This window comes from Dyadobacter pollutisoli (assembly GCF_026625565.1).
Lineage (GTDB): Bacteria > Bacteroidota > Bacteroidia > Cytophagales > Spirosomataceae > Dyadobacter > Dyadobacter pollutisoli.
This window is the reverse complement of record NZ_CP112998.1, coordinates 6519666-6538131: the sequence shown is the minus strand read 5'-3', so window position 1 is coordinate 6538131 and position 18466 is coordinate 6519666. Positions and strand designations below refer to the sequence as shown.

Here is an 18466-nt window from a genome sequence, read left to right as displayed (position 1 = left end):
GTAAAACTTGTAGCTCTTTTACCGAATAGTAATTTTTTAACAATAACTATTACGGGAAAGGCCATCGATTAATGTCTATTAGTTTCCTATTTGGCTCCAAAGAGTACTTGGCGATATTACAACTAATGCTGTTTGTCGCTTGCCTGGTGACGTATTTGTTCGATCCTTTTTACAAACCGCTGCCCATTTGTTTAGTAGAACACGAACGAAAGAGATTATTACACAATATCCCCTACCCCAATTTGCATTTCTCCTCACAAAATCTGAATATTCGCATTCCTATAATGCTAACTCTTATGAAAAATTTTGAAGAACTGCCCTGTTATGGTGCGGGTCGGCGAAAGCCCCCGGATGTCTGCTTAGCAACATTAGGACACCTAAAACAGGGCGCCTCATTTTCCATCCTATAATGCAAGCAAAATGAACAAAACACACTCTGACGAGTCTCCGGACTCGTTGCCCCTGGCTTACGGCCAACTTGTGCAACAATTATTTGAACTCAACACCCCCACCGAAATGGCTGAGCATCTCTGGGAGATTTACAGCGGTTTTCAGAGCTATGACCAACAAGCCGGTCACAATCCACGCAAGCTGGAAATCTTCTACACGTTTCGGGATTTAGTGTTTTTCTGCCAGAATGTGGCGGCGATGAAGGCGGCGTAGGGATAATGTCATGAATTGTCAAGAGTGGTCAGGTGGTATAAATAGTTGCCTGGCTACTTTTTTTTGCATTGTTAAAATTAAAGTTCTCAAATCTGTTACTTCTAATCAAAGTCAGCGTCCAAAGATTTAATCTAGACACGCGACAAGATGAGGATTTACTATGTCTACATTTTAAAATGCTCCGACGACAGTTATTATACGGGCGTTACAAATAATCTGGAAAGAAGATTTACAGAGCATACCTCAGGAATACATCCCACCGCCTACACTCACAGCCGACGGCCACTTCAATTGATATTTTATCGGAGCTTTAAATATATCAATGATGCAATTGCTTTTGAAAAGCAGGTTAAAAAATGGAGCAGGAAGAAAAAAGAAGCTATTGCAAACGAGTGTTGGGATGAATTGAGCACTCTGGCAGAATGTCAAAATGAGACGCATTCGAAAAATAAGAAAGCAGAGGAAAAGTAGTTGCACATAAAAGCAAAATCCCCTTTTTGGGGATTTTGCTTGATAGAAGAGTTTAACGAATATCTAGCCTGTCCTCCCTTCGGCTCCGCTCAGGGGGACAACGTTGGGTGACTCAGGGGGATAGGTTGGTTTGGTGGTTTACGGTTCCAAAACCAGCTCTTCTTTCTTTTGCTGCTTTTTCGCTTTCCTTCCTGCAAACCGTTCCTTCACCCTATCCACAACATAATAAACACTAGGAACCAGGAACACTGTCAGCAGCAATGAGCTTGTCAGACCACCGATGATTACCCAGGCCATACCGTTTTTCACTTCCGCGCCGTCGCCTGAGGCTAGTGCGATTGGGAGCATACCAGCGATCATGGCGATGGTGGTCATCAGGATCGGGCGAAGACGTTCTTTGCCGGCTTCGATCAATGCATCTTTCAATGCGTGGCCTTCTTCCTTCAATTGGTTCGTGAAATCGACGATCAGGATCGCGTTTTTGGCTACCAGACCGAGGAGCATGATCATACCTACGATTGAGAAGATCGTTAAACTTTCCATCGTCAAAGCCAATGCTGTCAATGCGCCGACTAATGCAACCGGGATCGAGAACAATACTACGAATGGGTAAATCGTACTTTCGTAAAGCGCGACCATGATCAGATAAATGAGCACAATACCGAGTACCAGCGCCAATCCAAGGCTTCCGAACGCGTCGGCCTGGTTTTTCAGGTCACCACGGTATTCGATGAAAACTCCCTCAGGAAGTTTCACATTGGCCATTTTGGCCTGAATGTCGGCACCGATGGAACCGGATGGACGACCTACTACCTGTGAGTTAATGGTGATCGAAGACAAACGGTCGATACGTTGCAAGACGCTCTCTCCCATTCCTTCTTTGATCGTCGCGAACTGCGATAATTCGAATGCTTGCCCTGCACTATTTACAAAGCTCAGGTGGCGGATATCATCAGCTTTGGAACGGTTAAACTGGTCCAAAGTGACCATAATGTCATACTCCTTACCATTTTCCTTGAATTTCGAACGGTCGTCACCACGGAATGCGGTTTGCAATGCAGCCCCTACTTCGGCAGCATTGATACCCAATTGTGACATTTTCTCACGATCGAGCGTTACGCCAACCTCCGGTTTTGGATCGTCTACCGAGTAATCCACGTTGGCGGCTCCTGGCACAGAAGCTACAATTTGTTTCACCTGCGCTGCTGTTTTACGGATCACGGCCATGTCGGTACCTTTTACAGCCACCTGGATCGGCGCCTGGTTGGCATTACCGGTAATGGAAGTTGGAGCAACCGTCACTTTTACGCCAGGTATTTGCAGGATCTCCTTCTGAATTTGAGTACCAAAATCCTCTGACGACATGGTACGGTCCTTTTTATCAACCAATTGAACCGTCAAATCGGCAATATTACTGTTGGACGTAGTTCCTAAACCTGTACTGCTGTAACCGACATTCGTAAATACTTTGGTAACTTCTTTTCTGCCCAAAAGCAATTTCTCAACACGTTGCGCTACCTGATTCGTCTGGTAAATAGACGCGGTTGGAGCCAATTCAATGGATACATTCAATTCTCCACGGTCACTTTGCTGCATAAATGCTGCTCCGATAAAACCTCCCGGTACCAAGGCTATTGAGCCCACAATTAATCCAAGAGAAAGAATGAAAACATATCTTTTATGACCCAAAACCCAAGTCAGCATTCTGCCGTATTCGTCTTTGATTTTATCCAAAAAGTTTTCAAAACCAATGTTCAGTTTGCCCCAAAGGGTGTTTTTGTCCAAAATTTCAATTTTACCAAAACGCGAAGCCAAAAGCGGGGTGAGCGTGAATGAAACGAATAAACTCATCAATGTCGAGAACACCACCACAAGAGAGAATTCTCTCAGAATATTACCGATCAAGCCTTGTGTTAATGCAAGTGGTACGAACACCACGACGTCCACCAATGTGATCGCGAGGGCCGTAAAACCGATTTCCGCACGTCCGTCCAACGCTGCTTTCCATCTGCTTTTGCCCATTTCCATGTGGCGGTTGATGTTTTCCAAAACCACAATCGAGTCATCGACCAGGATACCTACCACCAGCGAAAGCGCCATTAACGTCATCAAATTGAGTGAGAAACCCAGTAGGCTCATCAAAATGAAAGTCGGGATCATAGAAGAAGGCAACGCTACGAGGATAAACATCGAGCTGCGAACACTGTGCAGGAATAGTAACATTACTACTGATACGATCAAAACCGCAAGTCCTAAGTCAAACACCACAGCGTCCGCAGAAGCCAATGTGTAAATGGATTGGTCGGATGCAATATTGAATTTCAAGCCAGACGAAGCATATTGTTTTTCCAAAGTCGTCAGACGTTCGCGGGTCAGTTTACTCACATCTACTGCATTGGCATCGGACTGTTTCTGAATCTGCAAAGCCACAGACGGGCGACCATTAATGTGGTTCACCGCAGTAGCATCGGCCGTGCCGTCATATACTTCGGCAATGTCTTTCAAAAATATCTGCCCGCCAGTACTGTTACGACCTACGATCACATTTCTAAGATTTTCGACAGTCGTCAGTTTCGCATCGAAACGGATCGAAAGTTGGTCTTCCTGCGTTTTCACCTGACCGGCTGGGTACGAAGTATTTGCATTGTTGATCGCCATTGAAACTTGCGCAATCGACAAGCGATATGCTTTCAGTTTGTCCTGGCTGATATTTACCTGGATCTGACGCTCGGTACCACCGATAATCGTCACCTGGCCCACGCCCGTAACATTCGAAAGCTGTGGTTTCAGCTTGTCGTCGATCAGATCGTAAAGTTGCGACGGCGACAAATTTGCCGTAACACCCATTCTCAAAACCGGTATTTCGTCGGTTGAGAACTTGTTGATTACAGGACGGTCGGCATCGTCGGGCAGTAATGAAATCACCTGCTCTACTTTACGTTGCGCTTCCTGCTGCGCCAAATCGACGCTGACGCCTTGTTTTAATTGAATAATAACAGACGAAACACCTTCCTGAGAAGTTGAATTGATCTGGTCCAAACCTTCGATCGCCGAAACGGCGTCTTCAATATGTTTGGTCACATTGGTTTCGACTTCGTCCGCAGCCGCGCCACGGTAAGTCGTCATTACACTCACTACATTGGCCTCAAACTTTGGTAATAAGTTGTAGGACAATTGCTTATAGCTGATCACACCAAATAGTATCAACACCGTGAATACTACTATGATGAAGAGCGGTCTTTTTACTGCTACTTCGGTGATTGACATAACATTCTGATTTGCTGATGGATACTATTTTGTAACATTCACTGCCGCGCCTTCACTCACATTGATCTGGCCAGTCGTGATCACAGTTTCACCCGCTTTCAATCCTGCCAAAACTTCGATATTGTCGCCTAACTCGCGGCCCACTTCGATTTTGCGTTGTTTCGCCTTGCCATTTTCAACGGTGTAGACGTAAGGATTACGTACACTTTCTACCAATGCACTTCTTGGGATCAACAATGCCTGCTGGCTGCTTTTCTGGCTAAATTCAACACTTACGAATGTCCCAGCGCGCAATTGGTTTGAGTTTTTGATCACAATTTCCACCGGATAATTGTGCGATTCGTCACCCTGAGGAGCAATGTAGGAGATCAGTCCGTCGATTTTTTTATCAGGAAAAATGCTGGACCCTACTTTCACGTGCTGGCCTTCTTTCAATTTGTAAACATCATTCTCAGAGATCATTACCTGTACTTTCAGACGTGAAACATCCAGGATCGTCCCCAGCGAAGTACCTACATTCACAAACTCGCCCGGCTCAATGTTTTTCTTGATAACCCGGCCGCTGATCGGCGCTGCAATTGAAGCATCACTGATCTGCTGCTTAATCTGTTCAGCCTGGTTCAATGCATTTTCGTAATTGTATTTGGTATCGTTCACCTGAACTTCCGTCGCAGCATTTCCCGCCAAAAGTTTGTTATAACGATCCGTGTCTTTTTTCAATTTATTGATATTCAATTCAGTAGCTTGCAGAGAAAGCTCTTTCAATTTGCTATCAACCTTAACAAGTGCCGAGCCCTGAGAAACGTAAGTACCAAGCTCGTATTTAACAGCTAGTACTTTACCAGCCGAAGTAGCCATAATTTCCGCCTGTTTAAACGGAATCAGACTTCCTGTGCGGATCAATTGCTGATCTGTGCTGCCTTCGATCACCGATACAGCCGTCACGGGAATCGTAACGTTCTTATTATCAGGCATTACCTTCTTTGCGTCCATCTTGGACTTGTTGGCAACCAGACGGAAGCCGATGAGGAGGCCAATGACAGCTATGGAGCTTATAATGATGAGTTTCCTTTTCATAACTAATGACTAATGACTTAATTAGTGAATGACTGAATGAGTGAATGACCGGGGTCGCCGGTGCGATGAATGTTTTTAATTGACAATTAATGACTCAATGACTATTAATGACCCAATGACGATCAAGGTAGAGCTGTATAAAAATCATTAAGTGTACCCAATGACTGTTCGATGCCCAGTTGAGCCTGGTAATAGCTTAGCATTGAATTGATATAGTTGGTTTGTGCTTCTTTATAGGAAGTTTCGGCATTGAGCAGGTCGGATAATGGTACCGTTCCTTCTCTGTATTGAAGTGTGGTCACGTCGTAAACCTCTTTGGCCAAAGTGACATTGCTTTCGTCGCTCGCCAGGTTAAGTTTCGCTTTTTGAAGCTGCGTAGTGGCGTTACTGTTCTGCAATTCGTAGTTCAATGTGTTCAGTTTCAATTGTTCCTGCTGCGTCATCAGGTTCAAATCCGCCTGCTTGTACTGCGCATCTCTTCTGAAACTATCGAAAATCGGAATGGTCAGTTTCAACCCAACCGCTCCATAGCTGAACCAGTTTCCCCACGAGTCACCGAGATGGTTGCCAAGCGCCTGCATACCGTAACGACCATATACTGAGACTTTTGGAAGATAGCCAGCTTTAATGCGTTCCTTTTCGATTTGTTGCAATTGCATATTCACATTCTGGATCCGGAAATCAGTCAGGTTTGACGCTTCGAATTTCCCTGGCTCGATCAATTTGAAAGGCTTGTTTAAGGGGTTGTCTGTCAGTTCCAATTGTTCCGAAAGTGGCATACCCATCTGAAATTTCAGCTGGTTGTTTGCAAGTATCAGGTTACTTTCAGCCAATGTCAATTGCGATTTGATGTTGTTCAAACTCACCTTTGTCCGGTCGTAATCCACTTTCTTGATCACTCCATTGTCCAGTTGCAATTGCAGCGTGCCGAGAATTTTGGAAGTTTTATCCAAGTTATCTTTCAGAAGATCAATCTGTTGGCTTGTGACAAATACCTGATAGTAGGCATCTGTTACATTATAAATGATCGTTTCTTTTATTTTCCTCGAGTTCAATTCTGCATTGGTAATGTTTGGCTTATTGGCCTTGATACCCGCCAACAGCGCCTGATCAAAAATCACCTGATCCACCTGGGCCGAAACGTTGGTTGTGTACTTTGTTCCTAACGCGACCCGTCTGTCTTCCCCACCAAACAACGCCCCCGGAAGTACCGTCGATTGCAGTTTAAGGTTATCATCAAGCGCACCGTTGCCTGTTACCTGAGGTAAATAGTAAGAAAGCGCTTCCCTCGATTGCTGATCGGCGACACCTTCTTTATACTGGGCAATTTTAACATTGCTATTGTTTTTGATCCCGTAGGCAATGCAGTCCTTCAAGCTAAGCTTGGTCGTCTGCGCCGAAGCAGCCCCCGCGATCAGGACCAGAGCGAAAAGGGCCCATATCTGTTTCAAATTCATTGGATTTTTCATTTAATTATTGTGGCTAATCTTTTAAATAGTTGATATATCTACTGGTGATATGTCAACTATTGATCTAATTTTTTTATTTTTCAATGACCGACACAACTCTGTCCAGAAAGCCCAGAAACTGCTTGCGCTCTTCTTCCGAGAAATGCTCCATTACTTGATTGTTGAATGCGATTACCAGGGCCTGTATCCTTTCGCATACAAACTTACCGCTGGATGTGAGCGACACCATATTCTTTCTTTTATCCTCAATATCGCTTTCAATTTTCAAAAATCCGTCCTTATGCAATGTTTGCACTGACCTCTGTATACCGGCTTTATCCTTTTGAAGTAGGTTTGCGATGTCCTGCTGGGTCATGGCCTTTTCCTGGAAATATACAACCATCAGGATTGGCAGTTGCTCGGCCAGTACCGGAATACCTTCCTGAACCAACTGCGCATTCACTTTTTTAAAAACCATCTTCGTAACAACTCCCAGCTTAAACTGAAGTGAGTTCTTCAGATCTTCTTTCAGATTGGTAAATTTATTCATTGTCGTGTTCATAACGTTACAAAGGTAAATTGTGTTGACATATCAACCAAATATTTATGAAAAAAGTTTTTGAATGGTTGAAAGTTCAGGATGAGCGGTTTGGATACAAAAAGAGCCCCGCAAAGCGGGGCTCGGTGGCTGCGCCTGACGACTACTAACCCAGGGTTTAAACCCTGGGTTAGTAGTCGTCAGGAATGGGGACTATGCTATTTTCCTAGTGTCTTGATCAGCATGCCTTTCGTCACTTTGTCCGAAAGTGCCATTCCATTGATTATCGCCAGTTCGTCCAGTTTGCTATCCGGCTGGTTATTGTCTTTCAATGCGTCTTTTAATGAACCATCGCGCTGTACCGATTTGATGCGGATACGCTCCGGCTGACGATTGATAATATTGGGATCGTTTACTGACTTGAAGCCTTGCGCCACCGATTTGAACTGACCTACATTTCCTCCAAAATTAGCCGCCTGAGCTACCCCATGAATCGCATAAATATTACCTCCGTACTGGATCAGCCATGTTGCTACTTGTATTGAATTTGCAGTCGCTGCTGCTTGCTGGCCAGTCTGTGACTGCGCAACCTGCGTCGATATCATCGCAATCGCCGGATTCCCGTTGATAGTAGTCTTGTTGTTTTCAGAAACCTGCAAGCTGTAATTTTTAATGACCGTCTGTGCAGCTTCATCAAGGCTTTTGCCCGGTGCCAGCGTGAAAAGCATCATTGATTTACCATCCTTCGCAGCCATCTGGAATTGTGCAGGCGAGTTTTCATATTGCCAGCCGCTTGGAACCGGCAACTGGAATTTCAATTCAGGGTGGTAAAACACTCCGTTTTCAACAAATCCTTGTTTGGGGTCGGTACCATATATAATACCATCAATTTTGCGCATGTACACATCCCGGTTCACATTGTATTTGGCGGGATGCTCAGTCTGGTATTGCGTGGCTAGTTTCTCCACTTTATTTTGCCTGTCGCCCGGGTCCGGGTGCGTGGATTGGAACGTAGGAATGGTTTGCCCGCTTTTTTCACTTATCTTTTTTAGTGTTCCAAAGAAATCCGCCATTTGGTGTGCATCGTAGCCTATTTTACTGGAATACTCCACACCGATTTTATCGGATTCTGTTTCGTGCTCCCGGCTATAACTCAATAATAATAACCCCAAAGCCTGCTGCGTCTGATCGGCAAGACCTCTCACAGTTTCGGAAAGCACCATTCCGGCTAATAAGCCTACCTGTCCAAAGATCTGCGAAGTTTGCTGCCGTGCTGAATGCCGCGCCGTAATGTGGCCGATTTCATGGCCCAACACACCCGCGAATTCCGCCTCATTATTGAAGTGCGCCATAATACCCCTGGTGAAGTATACGTAACCGCCGGGCACAGCAAAAGCATTCACAACCGGAGAATCTACAATGAAGAATTGATAAGGCAGATCCGGCCTGTGCGAAATATTTGCCATCGCTTTTCCCTTCTCATTAATGAAGGCTTGGAGGTTTTTATCATCATAAATCCCCATTGTAGCCACAATAGAGGGATGTGATTCGGCACCCAGGGCAATCTCTTTTTCCTTGGACATAAAGATAATTTCCTTCTTGCCAGTTACTGGATTTTTGGAACATCCCGACAACATTCCCACGGCTAATAAGCCCGCCAGAATGTGAAATTGAAATTTCATTTTCATATAATTGATACTACGACTGTGACTATGGAGTTGGTCAAAATTAAGTTATGTAATGTATTTTACGAAAGAATCATGCCAATTCCTTAGCACGAACCCGGCACAACCTGTGCCGACAAAAATATATTTTACATTAACTCTGCTTATTACATAAATTACGTCCGATTGGTACAAAAGTTGTTTTTGTAACCATCATTCCCAAAGCCGGGCAAATGGCCGAACACCTGACTTAAACTATGAATTTGAAGAAGCGTACATACAGTTTGTTACCGTCCTGGCTGGTCGGCCTCGACTTTTTTGGCATTTTTGAAAAGGATCCATTTGGCAACTCCCTGCTCCTCAAACGTTTCTTCATATTTGTATTTGGTTGGTTTACTTACTACCGATATACTGCCGTCAACAAGATCAACATTACGGGAAGCGATCAGCTGCTGGAGCTGCCGGATAACGGAGTGCTTTTTCTCTCCAACCATCAGACTTACTTTGCGGATGTAATCGCATTTTACCATATTTTCTGTGCTATCAAATGGGGCTATAAAGACACCATTTCTCCCCCATTCTACCTTTTTTCTCCGCGAGCGCGATGCTACTACGTGGCGGCAGCGGAAACCATGAAGGGCGGAATATTGCCCAGGTTGTTCAGCATTGGGGGCGCTATCACCATCGAACGTTCGTGGAGGGCTAACGGTGAGAATGTCGCCCGGCAGCTCGACAATTCTGCGCAGGACCGGATAGGAATGGGCCTTAGTCACGGCTGGGTAGTGAGCTTCCCACAAGGTACTACCAAACCCTACGCGCCGGTAAGAAAAGGCACCGCTCATTTAATCAAAGATCATCAGCCTATTGTCATTCCCGTGGTGATTAACGGTTTCCGAAGAGCATTTGACAAAAAAGGGTTGCGTTTTAAGAAGCGTAACACTAAGATAACCGTTCATTTCAAACCTGCTATGCATTTCCTGCCCGACGAATCGATCGACAGCATGATCGAGCGAGTTACCAGGGCCATTGAGCAGGAAGCGCCCAACGATGGGTCTGTTCCAATTACTCAGCAATAGAGGCTGGTACGCTTTTTAAAGCTATATAATGTATGGGCAAAAAAGTATTGATTACCGGAGGAACAGGACTGATCGGAAAGCGACTCACTGAGATTTTATTAAAGAAAGGCTACAATATTGCTTACCTCAGCCGTAAAAAGAAATCCATTCCATCTGTTCAGGTATTTGAATGGGATGTGAGCAAAGGCTACATAGAGGAAGGCGCATTGGACAATGTACACTTCCTAATTCATTTGGCAGGCGCAGGGGTAGCCGATAAACGCTGGACCGAGGAGCGTAAAAAGGTTATCATTTCCAGCCGTACCGATTCCATTCAATTAATTTCGGAGAAATTAAAAGAGAAAGGAATATTCCCCGCCGCCTTCGTATCAGCATCCGGCAGCAGCTATTATGGTGAAGATACCGGGGATGTACGCCATACCGAAGCCTCACCACCGGGTAACGATTTTTTATCCAAAGTGACAGTTTTGTGGGAAAAAGCGGCAGACTCAGTTGGCGCACTGGGTGTCAGGACTGTAAAGCTACGAACGGGAATCGTGCTCAGCAAAGATGGCGGTGCGCTCGAAAGAATGGCACAACCTGCACGTTTCGGGTTTGGCGCACCGCTAGGCTCGGGCAAACAATGGATGTCATGGATTCACCTGGACGACCTGTGTAACATGTACATTGCAGGACTAGAAAACGACAATTGGCACGGCGCATACAATGCAACGACAGGCGTCGCAACGAACGAAGAACTCACCAAGGCAATTTGCCGTGCACTGGACAAACCACAATGGCTACCCAATGTTCCCGCTTTTGCACTACGGATCGCTTTTGGAGAAATGGCCAATATTGTACTGGGTAGCAGCTATTTGATCAATAAACGGGTCAGTGAAGAAACGGATTTCATATACAAATTCCCTGACCTGGAAGCTGCTTTGAAGGAAATATTCTAGTGACTTCGGCTGTCGGCTGTCAGCTATCGGTTTTTATTTAAATTATAGATTTTGCAACTACTTGACGGCCGACTGCCGAAAGCCGACAGCTAAAAAACTATTCCTCTTCCTCTTCCAGTGACAAAACCTGCACCGTCGCCAACCATTTATCTCGCTGCAATTTCGCTTTAAAGTCGTCCAGTACATTCAATTGAATGTTGCCATTACTGAATGTGGACATTTGCAAGCCAACAAATGCCAGTGCTTCATTCAACCTGAATTCCAGTGGTTCACTGGTGAAAATACAGTCATTCCAGTACCATTCGAGCGTTTCACCGGCTACTTCCTCCACCGAACTGATGTAATCTTCCAAGGTATAGCCGACAAAAGGCTTTCCAAAACGTACCCATAGCAACCGCATCACATCGTCCAGGGACTGCGCGTGATTTGATTTTTTTCTTAAAAATAAATCAAGGATCAGCGCTACCAACGCACCTTTGTGATACACTGAAACCTTACGATTAGGAATACCTTTTTCATAACCATCGAGCCAGAGGTCGAATGAAGAGTCAGCCAGAGACTGCGTGGCATGTGCACTGTTTTCAAAATGCCGCTTCATGTAAACCTGCAATTCCTTAATGTAAGTTTCGTCGGTGAAAACCCCTGCGCGTTTCAGAAAAACATCCCCATAATAGGTTGTGCAGCCTTCCGCGACAAAACAGGTACGGAAGTAATTCTCTTTCGTAAAATCATAAGGAAGCATTTCCTTCGGCCGGATCCTGATGATATTCCATGCATGGAACAATTCATGCGAGCTCACGCCCAGCAAATCCGCATATAATCCTTCCCCCTCATCGTCCGGTCCGAGCACGATCATCGTAGAATTATGATGCTCTACGCCGTGATAGAATGCCGTAGGAAGGATCAGGTTCAGGAAATGATAGTCTGTTTCAGGAAACTCCCCCATTGTCGCGATCTGCTCGCGGGAGAAGCGCCGGAAATCCCTTTCAATGCGCCGCCAGTTGGGACGAAGATTTCCGTGCATCCATATCTTAAATTGCACACCACGGACTACATACTCACACTTTTGCAGGGATTGGGAAGCCAGCAAAGGACTGTCGACAAGCTGATAAAAGTCTTTTGCTGACAATACATTACCCGTGGAAGGTAACCCGCAGGCGATCTGATAACCTTCCGGCAGTTCCAGATGAATAGTATAAGGTTCGGAAATCCGTCCCTCGGTGTACATGCAGAAGTTGATAAAATTCAGGTACCAGAGCTCTTCGTCCACATAACTGGTTCCTGCGTTCTGGCTGATCGCGTAATAAGCATAGCGAATTTGTACCTCTTTTTCGCCGGCCGTTCCAACCCGCCAGCGGTCTTTCGTTACTTTATGAATAGATAGTTTCTGCTGGTCGGCGGAGATCGCTTCGATAAATTGAATATTTTTGGCGAAATTTTGAATTTCATACCGCCCCGGCCTCCATGAAGGTAATTGAATTTCGATATAGTCATCATTGATTTCAGGAATTGTATAGGTAATCAACAATAGGTGAGACTGAGGATCTGATACCGAAACGTTATAATGCATAGATAATTAAATAGTGGTTACCGAATTAGAGGGTTTCTGCGTTACTACTTACAATATTATAAAATAAACGATTTTAAGATGAAAAGTAAAATCCTCCTGCTATGCATCATGCTGCTTACCATTTTTATATGTCCTTCATTAATGGCCCAGGACGAGTATTACCGCCCCGATTCTCTTAAAAAGGAAAGACCAGAGGAAAAACCTGTGCCGCCGGTAGAATATAAAAAATTGGAAGAAAAAAAGAAGCTGGCTGATTTTAAGGACCGCCCTTTTCTCGAACGCGTGCGCCTGGGAGGTAGTTTTGGACTTAGCCTGGGAACCGTAACCAATATCAACTTGTCTCCTATGGCGGGTTATGAGCTTACCGAAAAACTGGTCGGCGGTGTCGGGGCAACTTTAATGTATTTCAGATACAAATATTATGACATCAATACTGTTTACTATGGCGGCCGTGGTTTCTTAATGTACAATGTGGTACCGGTAGTCAACATTATAGCGGAATTTGAGGCATTGAATGTCGAAGGATCTTATCAAAAGAGGAAATGGCTCGGTTCACCGATGGTCGGAGCGTCCTACTCCCAGCCTATCGGCGGACGCTTCATTAAAGCCGTTCATTTTACAGCATTATATAACCTGAGCTACAACAGCCAGATCGACCAATACAGCGGACAGAACCTTTCTCCATACGGCAGTCCTTTCGTATTTCGCGTAACTTTCCTTTAAACCGGTCTTATATATGTAGTACTGCCGGCCGGGCAGTGGCTTGATTTTTTAGTCATCTGCGGACCTTCCTGTCTGTGATGACTTTTACTTATTTAATACTTAATTATATGGAAAACCCCGTTTTAATTTTTGGCGCAGGAGATCTGGGCGTTCAGGCCCTTGATATTTTCAGACGAAACAATGTGCTGGTTTACGGCCTGCTTGACGATCATAAAGACCTCCATGGAAAAGAATTTGGAGATGTAAGTGTATTGGGAGATACCGATGACACTGGCTTTCTCAGCATAATTGGCTCAAAATGTGAGGCATTTGTCGCTATCGGCGAACGATCGGTACGTGAAAGACTCGTGGAGGCACTGACTAATGACTATAAAACAATGCCTGTCAATGCAATTCACGACAGCTCTATCATTTCGGATATGGCGGCGATCGGGCATGGCAACCTCATTAGCGCCCGGGTTGTCATCGGCGCAAAATCCAAAATTGGCCATCATTGCCTGGTACAAACTGCCGCAGTTGTCGATACTTCCGTAGAGGTTGGTGATTTTGTCACGATCGGTGCTGGCGCTATTATTAATGATCGTGTCAAACTGAATAATGGCGTTTTTATTGGTTCAGGGGCGATTATCGTGGCGGGGATCGAGATCGGCAAAAATGCGCGCGTAGGTGCCGGATCAGTCGTTGTTGAGAATGTGCCAGCCGGAGCTACCTATTTTGGCAATCCTGCGAGAAAGATCTGACCCTAACCAACTGGTTTACGGCAGTAATAAAATTTCTCCATAGTTTTTTTATTAAAACGAAAGACATTACCTTTGCAGTCCTTTTTGACAGAAGAAGTGAAAGAGCTAAGTAAATACAACATAGACATTTACGGTTTGGAAGACAAACAGTATGACTATGACATGGAATCCGGTGATGCATTTTTTCAGGAACTGGAACAGGATCTGATAGAGCACGGCTCGTTCAAAACACATGTTGTTCTGAACAAATCCGCTACCATGATGCAGCTTAATTTCCAGACAAAAGGGACAGTAACCCTGATTTGTGACAGAAGCCTGGAACCTTTCGAGGAACCGGTTGATTCAAACGAACGTATCATATTGAAGTTCGGCGATCACGATGAGGAACTGACTGATGAGATTGAGATTATAAACCGGAATACCAACAGGATTAATATTGCCCGTTATATTTTTGACTTTATAGCCCTTTCGCTGCCCATCAAAAAAATACATCCGGATTTGCGTGATGAAAATGACGAATCTGACCCGCTGGATGAAGAAGATGGGGTGCTTGTTTACTCATCAGGAGACGAAAAAGGCGTAATTGACAACGAAGAAGAAGAAAAAATTGACCCCCGCTGGGAAGCATTGAAAAAACTGAGAGGGGAGTAATGGTTAGTAAGACCGATAATTTTATAACCAGGGGTTTCAACCCTTGGATCAAAACAACAAAAATAAACAACAGAACATAAAGCATCATGGCACATCCTAAGCGGAGACATTCCACTACACGTCGCGATACACGCAGAGCGCATGACTTCCTTACCGGAAAGCAATTAGGCACTGATTCTTCAACCGGAGAAATTCACCAGTTACATCGTGCTCACGTTCACGAAGGCAACTTGGTTTACAGAGGAAAAGTGGTAGTTGAAAACTACACTAAAACAGTTTAGTTTCAGTCGATGAGCATATCAATTTCGCAGCAGCCCTATAAAAGTTGTTGCGAAATTCTTTTTTACTACGACACATCTGCTAAATTTACACCTTCGATTTCTAACTTATTAGTCTAAAATAACAGCGTGTAAATGAAAATTGCGGTAGATGCTATGGGGGGAGATTTAGCTCCACAGGCAATTGTTGAAGGGGTTATCCAGGCCGCTTCTGAGCTACCATCCGAGGCGAGAATCGTTTTAATTGGCCGTGAAAGTGTTATTTGGGAAATTTTTAACCAAAACAATTTCACTCCTACTAATGTTGACGTCGTTCACGCAGAAGATGTTATCGAGATGGGTGAACATCCAACGAAAGCCCTTTCTCAAAAACCTAATTCCAGCATAGGAGTGGGTTTCAAACTTCTGAAAGAAAAAGAAGTCGATATATTCTGCAGTGCAGGAAATACCGGAGCAATGCATGTAGGCGCCTTGTTTAGCATTAAAGCTATCGAAGGAATTATCAGACCTGCCATTGCCGGATTTGTACCACAGGTCGGCGGCGGATATTCTATCATGCTTGATATCGGTGCCAATGCTGACTGCAAACCCGAGGTTCTTGCCCAATTCGGTGAGATCGGTTCTATTTTTGCCCAATATACCTTTCAAATAGATCGTCCGCGTGTTGCGCTGATGAATATTGGAGAAGAAGAGCAAAAAGGCTCACTCACTTCCCAGGCGACCTATCCCCTTCTCAAACAAAATAAGCGAATCAATTTTATCGGAAATATTGAGGGAAAAGACCTCTTTACCAACAAAGCGGATGTAATTGTTACGGACGGCTTTACCGGTAATATTTTGTTTAAATTGGGAGAATCGCTGTACGAAATTTCCAAAAAGAGAGGTTTTCAGGATGATTTTATAGATCAGACTAATTACGAATCAATTGGAGGCAGCTCCATTATCGGGGTAAACGGGAATGTTATGATCGCTCATGGAATTTCTTCACCTTTAGCGATAAAGAATATGATCGGCTGGGCGTTTAAGCAGGTCAAATCCAAGGCATATTTGCATATAGCACAAGCATTGAATTAGTCTCTGTAAGCGACAACCACATTATGAATAAACTGATACTGTCCTTTTTACCAAAATCTATTCGGAGTTTGAATAGTTAATTTTATCATGACCCAAATCAAAGCCTCTATAACAGGAATACAAGGGTATGTGCCTGATTATATTTTGACAAATGCCGAACTGGAAACAATGGTGGCGACGAACGATGAATGGATCGTAAGCCGCACTGGTATCAAAGAAAGGCGTATCCTCAAAGGTGAAGGTTTAGGAAGTTCACATATGGGTGCCGAGGCTGTAAAAGGGCTGCTTGCCAAAACCAATACACGCCCGGACGAAATTGATCTGCTGATTTGCGCCACTACTACCCCTGATTTTGTTTTCCCGTGTACTGCCAATCTTATCTGTGATATGGTAGGCATCCGCAATGTCGGAAGTTTCGATATCCAGGCTGCCTGCTCAGGTTTTGTATATGCGCTCACACTGGGTTCGCAATTCATTGAAACAGGAAAATATAAAAAAATAATCATCGTCGGTGCCGACAAAATGTCCGCTATCGTAGATTATACCGACCGCAAAACCTGTATCCTTTTTGGTGACGGTGCCGGAGCGGTTTTGCTCGAACCGGATACCGAAGGAAATGGTATCATTGATTCCATTATCAAATCCGACGGTGTAGGTTACCCTTATCTCAACCAAAAAGGAGGAGGAAGCCGGTACCCGCCCACGCATGAGACTATTGACAAAGGAATGCATTACGTTTTCCAGGATGGCGCGCAGGTTTTCAAGTTTGCCGTTACCAACATGGCCGACATTTCCGCTGAGATCATGGAAAAGAATGGACTTACAGGAGACGATATCGCCTGGCTGGTACCACATCAGGCCAACCGCAGGATCATAGAAGCCACCGCTCACCGCATGGGCGTGGGGATGGATAAAGTGATGGTAAACATCCAGAAATACGGAAACACCACGGCAGCAACAATACCTCTTTGCCTGTGGGATTATGAATCACAGCTTAAAAAAGGAGATAACCTGGTACTGGCCGCATTTGGAGGAGGTTTCACCTGGGGTTCCATTTACTTGAAATGGGCTTACGGTGCTTAACTATGTGATTGACCAAAAAAGCATTATTATAAATTTTATTGAATAAAAATGGCAACTACTGCAGATTTGCGTAATGGGTTAGTGATACATTATAACCACGATCTTTTTCAGGTTATAGAATTTCAGCACGTAAAACCTGGTAAAGGAAACGCCTTTGTACGCACCAAACTGAAAAGCCTTACCTCTGGAAAAGTGTTGGATAATACTTTTTCTTCCGGTGCAGGTATTATTCCCGTTCGCGTTGAAAGACACAAATTCCAGTTTTTATATAAAGACGAAGTTGGTTTCAACTTTATGAATTCCGAAACATTTGACCAGGTGTTGATTGACGAAAAACTGGTTACCAATGCCGACCTGATGAAGGAAGGGCAAGAAGTGGAAATTCTTATCAATACTGAAAATGATGCCGCTTTGCTTTGCGAGCTGCCTCCGTTTGTGGAATTGACCGTAACCTACTCTGAGCCTGGCTTGAAAGGTGATACCGCCAACTCTCCTAAAAAAGCAATCGAAGTGGAGACAGGTGCAAGAATTATGGTTCCTTTGTTTATTGAAGAAGGACAAAAAATCAAAGTCGATACCCGCACATACGATTACGTAGAAAGAGTAAAATCATAAATTTTGTTTTCTGTGAAGGTAAATGGTCCGGCTTACCTGCTTATTACAAAGCCTCAACGGATATTCCCCACAGTTTAAATTTGACTAAATGGAAACCAAAGAAATCCAAAAATTGATTGACTTCATTGCCCAGTCGGGTCTTGATGAAGTGAACATTGAAACTGCTGATCTGAAAATTAAGGTAAAACGTTACGGTTCCGCGCCTACGGCATCGGTTACTACTACGTCTCCTGCCGCTCCTGCGCCATCTTACGCGCCAGCGGTACCTACGGCTCCGGTCGCGCCGTCAGCTCCTGCAGAACCAGTGGTTTCCACCGAAGCGGCTTCTAACCTAATCACGATCAAATCCCCGATGATCGGTACATTCTACCGCGCATCCAGCCCAGAAACTCCTGCATTCTCTAACATAGGAGATGAGATCAAGCCGGGCAAGGTAGTTTGTGTGATCGAAGCGATGAAGCTTTTCAATGAAATTGAATCTGAGGTTTCAGGTAAAATTGTAAAAATACTAGTTGAAAACGCCACGCCGGTAGAATTTGACCAGCCATTATTTCTTGTTGAGCCTATATAAGGGCAATGGACGATCTGTA

The 18466-nt window shown here is 44.5% G+C and carries 18 protein-coding genes; 12 read left to right on the top strand and 6 right to left on the bottom strand.

All coding sequences use genetic code 11. The features are described 5' to 3' along the window. The first annotated feature begins 420 nt into the window (after positions 1-420). Together ON006_RS27085 and ON006_RS27080 are read left to right on the top strand one after the other, a co-directional pair. Positions 421-663 (top strand): hypothetical protein, encoded by a 243-nt coding sequence (locus ON006_RS27085; RefSeq protein WP_244821315.1) that lies wholly within the window; start codon positions 421-423, stop codon positions 661-663. A 147-nt stretch (positions 664-810) separates the two neighbouring features. Continuing rightward, on the top strand, positions 811-1134 hold the full coding sequence (locus ON006_RS27080) for a GIY-YIG nuclease family protein (protein WP_244821314.1): 324 nt from the start codon (positions 811-813) through the stop codon (positions 1132-1134). Positions 1135-1272: 138 nt separating this feature from the next. On the opposite strand, the gene ON006_RS27075 is transcribed toward ON006_RS27080, so the two are convergent. From ON006_RS27075 to ON006_RS27055, 5 genes are all read right to left on the bottom strand, one after another. Further along, a complete protein-coding gene (locus tag ON006_RS27075; protein WP_244821313.1) occupies positions 1273-4401 on the bottom strand; it encodes an efflux RND transporter permease subunit in 3129 nt (1042 codons plus the stop codon). 24 nt (positions 4402-4425) lie between these two features. Next, the gene (locus ON006_RS27070; RefSeq protein WP_244821312.1) at positions 4426-5478 is read right to left on the bottom strand and encodes an efflux RND transporter periplasmic adaptor subunit; all 1053 of its coding nucleotides are present in this window, start codon (positions 5476-5478) and stop codon (positions 4426-4428) included. A gap of 122 nt (positions 5479-5600) precedes the next feature. Continuing rightward, a complete protein-coding gene (locus ON006_RS27065; protein ID WP_244821311.1) occupies positions 5601-6935 on the bottom strand; it encodes a TolC family protein in 1335 nt (444 codons plus the stop codon). A gap of 85 nt (positions 6936-7020) precedes the next feature. Then, positions 7021-7488: a MarR family winged helix-turn-helix transcriptional regulator gene (locus tag ON006_RS27060; RefSeq protein ID WP_244821310.1), complete on the bottom strand. Its 468-nt coding sequence runs from the start codon at positions 7486-7488 to the stop codon at positions 7021-7023. A gap of 194 nt (positions 7489-7682) precedes the next feature. After that, positions 7683-9152, bottom strand: a complete 1470-nt coding sequence (locus ON006_RS27055) for a M48 family metalloprotease (protein WP_244821309.1) — start codon at positions 9150-9152, stop codon at positions 7683-7685. Positions 9153-9385: 233 nt separating this feature from the next. Here ON006_RS27055 and ON006_RS27050 point away from each other — a divergent pair, with 233 nt between their 5' ends. After that, positions 9386-10204, top strand: coding sequence for a lysophospholipid acyltransferase family protein (locus ON006_RS27050; RefSeq protein ID WP_244821308.1), 819 nt, complete (start codon positions 9386-9388; stop codon positions 10202-10204). A 32-nt stretch (positions 10205-10236) separates the two neighbouring features. Beyond that, a complete protein-coding gene (locus ON006_RS27045) occupies positions 10237-11142 on the top strand; it encodes a TIGR01777 family oxidoreductase (RefSeq protein ID WP_244821307.1) in 906 nt (301 codons plus the stop codon). 97 nt (positions 11143-11239) lie between these two features. On the opposite strand, the gene ON006_RS27040 is transcribed toward ON006_RS27045, so the two are convergent. Next, a complete protein-coding gene (locus ON006_RS27040) occupies positions 11240-12712 on the bottom strand; it encodes a M61 family metallopeptidase (RefSeq protein WP_244821306.1) in 1473 nt (490 codons plus the stop codon). A 78-nt stretch (positions 12713-12790) separates the two neighbouring features. On the opposite strand from ON006_RS27040, the gene ON006_RS27035 reads away from it, so the two are divergent. The 8 genes from ON006_RS27035 (at position 12791) to accB (ending at position 18447) form a co-directional block, all read left to right on the top strand. Next, the gene (locus ON006_RS27035) at positions 12791-13435 is read left to right on the top strand and encodes a hypothetical protein (protein WP_244821305.1); all 645 of its coding nucleotides are present in this window, start codon (positions 12791-12793) and stop codon (positions 13433-13435) included. Positions 13436-13542: 107 nt separating this feature from the next. Then, on the top strand, positions 13543-14175 hold the full coding sequence (locus ON006_RS27030; RefSeq protein WP_244821304.1) for an acetyltransferase: 633 nt from the start codon (positions 13543-13545) through the stop codon (positions 14173-14175). Positions 14176-14247: 72 nt separating this feature from the next. Beyond that, on the top strand, positions 14248-14826 hold the full coding sequence (locus tag ON006_RS27025) for a YceD family protein (RefSeq protein WP_244821303.1): 579 nt from the start codon (positions 14248-14250) through the stop codon (positions 14824-14826). A gap of 86 nt (positions 14827-14912) precedes the next feature. Continuing rightward, positions 14913-15107: a 50S ribosomal protein L32 gene (rpmF, locus tag ON006_RS27020; protein WP_215234912.1), complete on the top strand. Its 195-nt coding sequence runs from the start codon at positions 14913-14915 to the stop codon at positions 15105-15107. Between the two features lie 132 nt (positions 15108-15239). Further along, entirely contained in the window at positions 15240-16178 is a 939-nt protein-coding gene (gene plsX / locus ON006_RS27015) for a phosphate acyltransferase PlsX (RefSeq protein WP_244821302.1), read from the top strand. A gap of 87 nt (positions 16179-16265) precedes the next feature. Beyond that, the gene (locus ON006_RS27010) at positions 16266-17261 is read left to right on the top strand and encodes a beta-ketoacyl-ACP synthase III (protein ID WP_244821301.1); all 996 of its coding nucleotides are present in this window, start codon (positions 16266-16268) and stop codon (positions 17259-17261) included. Between the two features lie 48 nt (positions 17262-17309). Beyond that, positions 17310-17876, top strand: coding sequence for an elongation factor P (gene efp / locus ON006_RS27005; protein ID WP_244821300.1), 567 nt, complete (start codon positions 17310-17312; stop codon positions 17874-17876). Between the two features lie 88 nt (positions 17877-17964). Further along, a complete protein-coding gene (gene accB / locus ON006_RS27000) occupies positions 17965-18447 on the top strand; it encodes an acetyl-CoA carboxylase biotin carboxyl carrier protein (protein ID WP_244821299.1) in 483 nt (160 codons plus the stop codon). Positions 18448-18466: the final 19 nt, after the last annotated feature.

What these genes read in the sequence shown, in the direction of transcription:
- accB (WP_244821299.1), top strand. Translation starts at nt 17,965, where the DNA reads ATGGAAACCAAAGAAATCCAAAAATTGATTGACTTCATTGCCCAGTCG.
- ON006_RS27010 (WP_244821301.1), top strand. Translation starts at nt 16,266, where the DNA reads ATGACCCAAATCAAAGCCTCTATAACAGGAATACAAGGGTATGTGCCT.
- plsX (WP_244821302.1), top strand. Translation starts at nt 15,240, where the DNA reads ATGAAAATTGCGGTAGATGCTATGGGGGGAGATTTAGCTCCACAGGCA.
- ON006_RS27045 (WP_244821307.1), top strand. Translation starts at nt 10,237, where the DNA reads ATGGGCAAAAAAGTATTGATTACCGGAGGAACAGGACTGATCGGAAAG.
- ON006_RS27055 (WP_244821309.1), bottom strand. Translation starts at nt 9,152, where the DNA reads ATGAAAATGAAATTTCAATTTCACATTCTGGCGGGCTTATTAGCCGTG.
- ON006_RS27075 (WP_244821313.1), bottom strand. Translation starts at nt 4,401, where the DNA reads ATGTCAATCACCGAAGTAGCAGTAAAAAGACCGCTCTTCATCATAGTA.
- ON006_RS27085 (WP_244821315.1), top strand. Translation starts at nt 421, where the DNA reads ATGAACAAAACACACTCTGACGAGTCTCCGGACTCGTTGCCCCTGGCT.
- ON006_RS27060 (WP_244821310.1), bottom strand. Translation starts at nt 7,488, where the DNA reads ATGAACACGACAATGAATAAATTTACCAATCTGAAAGAAGATCTGAAG.
- ON006_RS27030 (WP_244821304.1), top strand. Translation starts at nt 13,543, where the DNA reads ATGGAAAACCCCGTTTTAATTTTTGGCGCAGGAGATCTGGGCGTTCAG.
- efp (WP_244821300.1), top strand. Translation starts at nt 17,310, where the DNA reads ATGGCAACTACTGCAGATTTGCGTAATGGGTTAGTGATACATTATAAC.
- ON006_RS27065 (WP_244821311.1), bottom strand. Translation starts at nt 6,935, where the DNA reads ATGAATTTGAAACAGATATGGGCCCTTTTCGCTCTGGTCCTGATCGCG.
- ON006_RS27040 (WP_244821306.1), bottom strand. Translation starts at nt 12,712, where the DNA reads ATGCATTATAACGTTTCGGTATCAGATCCTCAGTCTCACCTATTGTTG.
- ON006_RS27035 (WP_244821305.1), top strand. Translation starts at nt 12,791, where the DNA reads ATGAAAAGTAAAATCCTCCTGCTATGCATCATGCTGCTTACCATTTTT.
- ON006_RS27050 (WP_244821308.1), top strand. Translation starts at nt 9,386, where the DNA reads ATGAATTTGAAGAAGCGTACATACAGTTTGTTACCGTCCTGGCTGGTC.
- ON006_RS27080 (WP_244821314.1), top strand. Translation starts at nt 811, where the DNA reads ATGAGGATTTACTATGTCTACATTTTAAAATGCTCCGACGACAGTTAT.
- rpmF (WP_215234912.1), top strand. Translation starts at nt 14,913, where the DNA reads ATGGCACATCCTAAGCGGAGACATTCCACTACACGTCGCGATACACGC.
- ON006_RS27070 (WP_244821312.1), bottom strand. Translation starts at nt 5,478, where the DNA reads ATGAAAAGGAAACTCATCATTATAAGCTCCATAGCTGTCATTGGCCTC.